Annotated in this window: 6 protein-coding genes; 2 read left to right on the forward strand and 4 right to left on the reverse strand. The window is 68.3% G+C overall.

Annotated elements, in window-relative coordinates; translation table 11 throughout:
- Nucleotides 1–132: 132 nt before the first annotated feature.
- Together EB084_17980 and EB084_17985 are read right to left on the reverse strand one after the other, a co-directional pair.
- Entirely contained in the window at nucleotides 133–1,248 is a 1,116-nt protein-coding gene (locus EB084_17980; protein ID NDD30149.1) for a hypothetical protein, read from the reverse strand.
- Entirely contained in the window at nucleotides 1,245–1,979 is a 735-nt protein-coding gene (locus tag EB084_17985; GenBank protein ID NDD30150.1) for a PilZ domain-containing protein, read from the reverse strand. The genes EB084_17980 and EB084_17985 overlap by 4 nt, the downstream gene beginning before the upstream one ends.
- A gap of 147 nt (nucleotides 1,980–2,126) precedes the next feature.
- On the opposite strand from EB084_17985, the gene EB084_17990 reads away from it, so the two are divergent.
- Nucleotides 2,127–2,693 (forward strand): hypothetical protein, encoded by a 567-nt coding sequence (locus tag EB084_17990; GenBank protein ID NDD30151.1) that lies wholly within the window; start codon nucleotides 2,127–2,129, stop codon nucleotides 2,691–2,693.
- Here EB084_17990 and EB084_17995 read toward each other — a convergent pair.
- Complete coding sequence (locus EB084_17995; GenBank protein NDD30152.1) at nucleotides 2,668–3,609, reverse strand: histone deacetylase; 942 nt, start codon at nucleotides 3,607–3,609, stop codon at nucleotides 2,668–2,670. The genes EB084_17990 and EB084_17995 overlap by 26 nt on opposite strands.
- Before the next feature lie 1,274 nt (nucleotides 3,610–4,883).
- Complete coding sequence (locus tag EB084_18000; GenBank protein NDD30153.1) at nucleotides 4,884–5,093, reverse strand: hypothetical protein; 210 nt, start codon at nucleotides 5,091–5,093, stop codon at nucleotides 4,884–4,886.
- An 18-nt stretch (nucleotides 5,094–5,111) separates the two neighbouring features.
- Between EB084_18000 and EB084_18005 the strand changes: the two genes are divergently transcribed.
- The coding region (locus EB084_18005) for a serine/threonine protein kinase (protein ID NDD30154.1) at nucleotides 5,112–5,910 on the forward strand (799 nt) is incomplete at its 3' end.

Below are 5,910 nucleotides of genomic sequence, written 5' to 3' on the forward strand. Positions count from 1 at the left end.
GATCGAGCAGCGGACGCAGAGCGACCGACTTTCCCTCCAGATCCTGGAACGACAGGTCTGCTGTCTGCTTCGGACCTGCGTGAGCGGGTGAGACGAGCAGCAGCAGGGCGATCAAGACAGACAGGCAGCGTCTCACGGCATTCCTCCGGCGGGTGGTGATGGGGCTCTCATCCCTACGGGAAGGAGGTAGATCGAGGTTCCGACGAGCACCGCGAGCTGCTTCTGGGGCTCGAGGAAGCCGATGGGGGTTGGGCTGTCGCCACCCGCAGCGACGGGCCAGCCCTCGATGCGGGTCACCACGCGCTCGACCAAGTCGAAGAGCTCGAGGCGATCGCGATAGGCGTAGGCGGTCGCGTTTCCGACGGAGGCCACCGCTGGCACGGTACGTTGGCTGTCGAAGCTTGCAAGCGGCGAGAGCACGATGGGGGCGTCTGACTCGCCGCGCACGCCGAGGCCCGTGACCAGGGCGACGGTCTCCAGGAGCCGGCTGTCCGGCAGGCGCGCGCTGCTCCAGACGAACTGGCCGTTCCACGAGACACGGTATCGCGCGCTCCAGTCGACTCCGCTGAAGGCGGTGACGAGGCCGGTGCGACCCGTGGGCAGATCCCTGCAGTAGGTCGAGCCGTTTCCTGCCGTGCGAAGCAGGGTGAAGAAGAGGGTGCGACCGTCTGGGAACAGGTAGGCGTAGTCGAGCATGGCGCCGCCGCGGAAGAGCCGCGCCCGAGATGGGGGGGCGTGCTTGTCGAGGCGATGCGTGATCAGCTCGAGCTGCTCATCGATGATGAGAAGGCGACGGCTGTCGCGCGAGAACAGCGGGCGAGGCGTGCCCGCGGCAGCGAACCAGCGCGTGCGACGCGGGTGCTCGAGATCGGTCAGGGTCACGCCGCCGTGTGTGGCCACCGCCAGCTTGCGACCGTCGGGAGACAGGGTCCACACCCCGTCGACGCGACCGCTCCACAATGGCTTGGCGACGCCGGGTCGATAGAGGCGACCCCAGCGCTCGGAGACCAGCATCACACGCCCTCCCAGCGGAGCCACCTGGGCCACCTCGTCTGGGGCGCTCCCGCTGCCTCGGGGGCGTCCGGGGCAGTCGAGTCTGACCACGCCTGGGAGGTCGGCCAGGGGGAGCGTCTTCACCGAGGCCTGAACAGCATACGAGGGGCCTTCTCCCTCCTGGGCCAGGGCCGTGGCCGAGCAGCAGAGCAGGGCGGCCAGCAGGGCGAGAGGCGCCCAGGCTGCGCGTCTCACGAGGTCAGCTCGTCGAGATAGGCGGTCAGGGCCTCTGTTGCCTCCTGGCTCATTGCGGTGAACTCGAGGCCGGCGAGGCGCTGGCCGTGGGTGGTGTCCCGCCGCCAGCGGATGCGCGCACCGACCTCGAGGGGAACGCCCCAGGTGAGCGGCAGGAGCAACGTGACCGCGTCGCTGTCGGGGAGGGCGGCGTCAGACGTGATCTGGAGGCCTTCGATGCTCACGTCACAGGCAATGGCGGTGAGGCTGCTATCGCCATCGATGAGCTCGACCGGGAGTACGTCGCTGTAGCGCGGCGACCGTCTGCGGGGCGGCGCCTGGAGCGCGTCGACGTAGGCCTGCAGGCTGGCCTGCGCGTCTTCCGAGATGTGGATGAAGCCCACGCCGGCAATCGAGCCACCGCTCGGAAGGAGCCGCTGCCAGGCGGCTCGAGCGAGGCACTCCACCCCATCGGCGACCTCGAGATGGAGCGCGAAGCTGCCCTCAGGCAGCGGGCGCTCCCACTTGCCGCGCACGCCGGCGGTCGAGATGTCGTGGGGAAGCAGCGCCCCGGGAACCATGATGCCGTCTTCCTCGATGTCGACGATGATGGCGTGCACCGCCGCCGCGGAAACGCGGACGTCGAGACGCCGATCGTGAGCGCCAGAACCCTCAGAGATCATGTCGTCGCCTTTCTGTTCTCGGGGAACCAAACCCTCTGCGAGGGGCGTCGGGGAGGGGACGTCGGGCATGCTTGCCTGATCGGCAGGAGTGGGCGCGGCGTGACCCCTCGTTGTCGAGGGCTTCCACGGCAGGGAGCGCGCAGGAACGCGGCCCTGTCCTGCAACAATACTAGCAGTGCTCCGCGCGGGCCATCTCCACGGAAGAGAACCACCACGATGCTTGCCACTCTCAGACACCTGACAACCCTTGCGATGTGCGCATCGCTGCTGCTGCTGACTGCCGGCGCTGCACGGGGCGAGGTCGGTTCAGGGGGCACCGAGCGGGCATCGGCTGCGGCCGTCGACGATGGGCTCATCGTGGGCATTGCGCACATCGATCGACCGGATCAGACGCAGGTCGACGCGACCCGCAACATTCGCGTGTACACCTATCTCGTGAACACCTCGAAGACGCCTCGGGTCATCGACTGGCGCACCCGCCGGCTCCGCAGCCCCAAGCTCAGCGCGCTCATCAGCGACAGCGAGAAGTACGGGCTCTTCGTCATGGCCCCCGGCGAGATTGTGCTGATGAAGTCGTTCTTCTACTACAAGACCGGTGCGCCCGGTGCGTTCACGTTCTCGGTTCGCGACCGAGAGCAGCGCGTGTACAGCGTTCCCGCCAAGGTGAAGCTCACCAGCCACGGCCCGTTCGACGAGCTGCCCGAGGAGCTCAGGTCACGCCTGATCCAGACCTTCCTGGCCAACCAGGCGCAGGGCTTCAGATGGTGGTATCCCCAGTACTGAGGCCGCCGTCGCGCAGCGCGCGCGTCGCCGCGATGCGCACCGTGGCGAGGTGAACCGCCACGGTCTCCTCCACGTCGTGACCGTAGCCGCCGGCCATGGTGATCACCACCTTGATGTCTCTGGCCAGCAGGGCATCGAGAACCAGCTCGTCCCGGCGGGCTAGACCCGCACGCGAGACCTGCAGCCTTCCGAGCTTGTCGCTGTCGAGAGGATCCGCGCCCGCCAGATAGATGGCCATCCCGGCCTCGGGGCAGCGCCGCAAGGCCTCTTCCAGCCCCTTCTCAAGCGCCTCCAGGTAGGTTGCGTCGTCTGCACCGTCGGGCAGCCCGACGTCGAGGTCGCTCTCCTCCTTGTGGAACGGGAAGTTCTTCTCGCCGTGGATGGAGAACGTGAACGCAGACGAGTCGCCTCGCAAGATGGCCGCTGTGCCGTTGCCCTGATGCACGTCGCAGTCCACGACGACGACCTGCCTCGCAAGTCCGGCGCTCACCGCGCGGCGAGCTGCAACAGCGGCGTCGTTGAACACGCAGTACCCCTCACCGCGATCTGCGAAGGCATGGTGGGTGCCGCCGGCGAGACTGACCGCGATCCGATCCTGCGCAGCGGAGAAGCACCCGGCCACGGTGGCCCCGCACGAGCGCAGGCATCGCTCCACCAGCGAAGGCGACCACGGGAAACCGATGCGCCGTACCTCCTCCGCGGTGAGGGTGCCGCTCCACACCCGGTCGATGTAGCCGGCATCGTGGGCGAGGATCAGGTCGTCTCGCGTGGCGGCGGGGGCCTCTACGAGCGCGAGCCGCGGGTGTGGCAGGAGGGCCTCCTCCACACGCCTTCGCAGGAGGGCGTACTTGTGCATCGGAAACCGATGGCCTTCTGGCAGGGGTACCGTGTGATGGTCGGTGCGGTAGATCTTCATCTCGGGGAAGGGAAGCGGAGCGCCGCGAGCCGATCGCGCAGCCGTGCGTGTTGTTGCGGCGGTGGGGTCGTGGGCTGCTTCAGCGAAGCGGTCATCCGCCGCCAGCGGCGCCTTCGGGAGACGCCCCGGGCGGAGGTGCCCCAGGCGGGGGGCCTTCCTTGGGAGGCTCTTGCGCCGGTCCCCCCGCGGGAGGCGGCGGAGGCTCTCCGGGCGGATTCGCATTCGGAACGCCCACGGGCGGATCGGGGCCGCCGTCTCCCGGAGTTCCCTGGCGGGTCTCCGGGGCGTTTGTGGGACGTGGGGGACCGCCAGGTGCCGGGCGCGACGCCGCATGCGCGCCTCCTGCGGCGGGCACACGCGCATCTCGCTGCCCTTCACGAGAACCACGGCCACCGCCGAGCCGCCTCTGTGTCGTATCTCACGAACCTTCCAGCCGTCGATCTGGCCGCCGACCACGGCTTCTGTCTGGCCGCGCGGTGAGGAGAGCAGCGCGGTCTCGACGCCGCCCGCGGTGTAGACGCCCACCAGGGAGATGTCATCTCCGTCGCGGTGCGCGGCAGGTTCCGTCTTGTGCGGAGGGGCTGCCCCACTGGGGTGGCCGCCAGGCACCTTGCGGCCCGGCTTCGGCGAGCCCGTCTCGCTCCAGGTCGCCACGTGGCTCTTCCCTGCCGCGGTGTCGAACTGCTCGAGGTCTCTGGCGGGGCCGTTCCTGGGCTGCACTGCGTTTCCGCTCGCGTCGAGGGTCCACTCGAACCGGCTCTCATAGCCGGGGCCGCGCAGCACGCAGGTCACCAGCCAGCCTTCCTTGCCAGACTCGGTGACGGCGCTCCAGCTGCGCTCGCTCACGCTGATGCCGTGGCTCTCCAGGCGCTCGCAGACCTTGTCGAGGCGGTCGTTCACCCCGAGGTTCTGGGGACCGGAGAGGTAGCCGCGCACCATCTCCACGGCCTCCTGCTCGCTCACGCTGTCTTCGCCTCCCGCGGCACGGGCGAGGCGACGTTCGATGACGGATCGACCGCCGCCGACGAAGTACCACGAGGCTGAGGCCACCACGAGCACGGTGAAGATCAGCAGGATGATGCTCGAACGCGATGTGCCTGCTCCGCTCGTCTCGTCGTCCTGCGGGCCTTCGTCGGGGGAAGGGGAGGTGGAGAAGCTGTTCACAAGGGCAGGCTTCCTTCACGCTGCTTCGCTTTCCTGTCGTGCTGGCTCCGCCCCAGGCGCTGCGTTACGCCGCCGCACCCTTCCTGCCCCGCACGAGGGGGGAATAATTTTCAAGGATTGGCAGGGCTCTCCTCGGTGGGCATTGAATAGCCTTGAACAGGATTCAGCATGGCGTCATCGGCTTGTGCCCCCGGCCCTCCGCTGGCGCTGCGTCCCCAGGTTCGACGACGCTGGCTTGCGCGCCGGTGTCCTGCCTCGGAGCCGTTCGTGAGGAGGAGAAACTTCTTGGTTGCCGCCGGACTGACGGGGTCGTTCCCCAAGAGGTTCTCCATCACGCCATGAAGGGGCGCGTGCTGGGCGGACGCTACACGCTCGAGAAGCGGGTGGGCGAAGGGGGCATGGGGGTCGTCTACAAGGGGCGTGATCGCGTCACCGATGAGGTGGTGGCGGTGAAGATCATCCGCTCCGACATCGCCTGCGAAGCCCGCGCCGTGCAGCGCTTCTTCCGAGAGGCCAAGGCCGCCTCCAGCCTCGCTCACCCGTCCATTGTCCGCGTGCTCGACGAGGGGACCGATACAGAGCACTACATCGTCATGGAGTACGTCGACGGGGTGACCATTCGTGAATGGGTGCGCACCTTCGGTCGCGCGCCTCGAACCCTCATCCCCGTTCTCGGAGACATCCTGCACGCCCTCAACCACGCCCACTCCCGCGGCATCGTGCACCGCGACATCAAGCCGGAGAACATCATCGTCACCCCCGACCGACGGGCCAAGCTCATGGACTTCGGGCTGGCGCGCCCCATGAACGTGCGGGGCGTCACCATCACCCAGGAGGGGGCGGTGGTGGGCACCGTGGCCTACATGTCGCCCGAGCAGGCCAGCGGCAAGCGCGGCGACGAGCGCAGCGACCTGTACTCGTTCGGCGTCGTGGCCTACGAGCTCTTCAGCGGCAAGCGCCCCTTCTCATCTGATAGCCCGATGAACGTGCTCATCAAGCACATCCAGGAAGAGCCGGTGCCGCCTCGACGGCACAACCCGGGACTTCTGCCCGCGGTGGAGGAGGTCATCCTCCGCCTGCTTGCCAAGCGCCCGGAAGATCGCTATCCCGGCGCGATGCAGGCGCTCGATGCGTTCA

The organism is Pseudomonadota bacterium (assembly GCA_010028905.1).
Lineage (GTDB): Bacteria > Vulcanimicrobiota > Xenobia > RGZZ01 > RGZZ01 > RGZZ01.

Excerpts from the sequence above, each read along its gene's own strand:
- EB084_17985 (NDD30150.1), bottom strand. The coding sequence starts at position 1,979 with ATGCCCGACGTCCCCTCCCCGACGCCCCTCGCAGAGGGTTTGGTTCCC.
- EB084_17990 (NDD30151.1), top strand. The coding sequence starts at position 2,127 with ATGCTTGCCACTCTCAGACACCTGACAACCCTTGCGATGTGCGCATCG.
- EB084_17995 (NDD30152.1), bottom strand. The coding sequence starts at position 3,609 with ATGAAGATCTACCGCACCGACCATCACACGGTACCCCTGCCAGAAGGC.